This window comes from Butyrivibrio sp. DSM 10294, from assembly GCF_028539135.1.
In the GTDB taxonomy this organism is placed as follows: domain Bacteria; phylum Bacillota; class Clostridia; order Lachnospirales; family Lachnospiraceae; genus Butyrivibrio.
Genome location: NZ_JANSWL010000029.1, coordinates 1 through 1,003, shown reverse-complemented (window position 1 = coordinate 1,003; position 1,003 = coordinate 1). Strand labels below are relative to the sequence as shown.

The following is a 1,003-nucleotide window of genomic DNA, read 5'->3' as shown; positions in this document are numbered from 1 at the left end:
ATCTGCTGCTGTCTGAGCTTCCTTGGCTGTGTTTACTGCATTAAGTGCCTGTGTTGCAGCCTCATTGGCCTCTTTCAGTGCTTCTGTTGCAGCTGCTATCTTGCCGGAGGTTACGTTGACATCCTTGAGTGCTGTAACTGCTGCAGCTGCTGTAGCTGCGGCTGTTGTAGCCTTGTTCATTGCTGCATCTGCTGCTCTATTGGCATCATTTGCTTTTGTTTCTGCTGCAGCTGCCGCGTTCCTGGCTGCACTGTCATACCTTGACTTTGCTTTTTCTGCATATCCCTTAGCTGCTTCCTTTGCTGTATTAGCATTGTCTTTAGCCTGAAGGGCGTCTGCAACTTCTTTAGCTATCTCAGCGATCGCTGCCTTGGCATTATCACTAACTGCTGCGTCGGTGATTCCTGCAGCTGCAGTCTCTGCTGCTGTTTTAGCAGCCACTGCTTTGTTGTATTCCTTGATTGCCTTGTTATATGCATCATTAGCTTTTTCAGCTGCTGCCTGGGCTGCATTTACAGCTTCCTTGGAAGCGTCGCCCTCTGCGTACTTCTTGGCAGTATCGCTCTCTGAAACTGCTGTATTCTTAGCTGCTTCGGCGTTCGCTGCTGCTGCCTCTGCCTTGTTCTTCTCTACAAGAACTGTGCTGTAGGCTGCAGGATCCTTGTCAAGCTTGCCCTGTGCAGTCTCTGCTGCTGTTCTGGCGTCTGTAGCCTTTCTTTGGGCCTCCCCGGCTGCTGCCTCTGCAGCTTCTGCTGCCCGGAGCAGCTTGTAAGCTGTGGTTGTTTCGTCTTTTGCCTCTTCCTCGGTTGCCATCTTTGCAGCAAGTTCTCTTGCTGCAGCCCCGGCGTCAATGGCTGCCTGGGCGGCATCATCTGCCTCATCAGCTGCAATTTTAGCTGCTGAAACTGTTTCTATTGAAGGAGTGTTGGTTGCCTCAATGGCTGCCTCTGCCTTTTTAACTACGCCTTCCTCTTTTGTTATAGCTGATGCTGCATCATTTGCT

1 protein-coding gene is annotated in these 1,003 nt (G+C 50.9%); it reads right to left on the bottom strand.

The genetic code is table 11. The features are described 5' to 3' along the window. Nucleotides 1-1,003: hypothetical protein (locus NXH67_RS00510; protein WP_272795990.1), on the bottom strand; the 1,003-nt coding region annotated here is incomplete at both ends.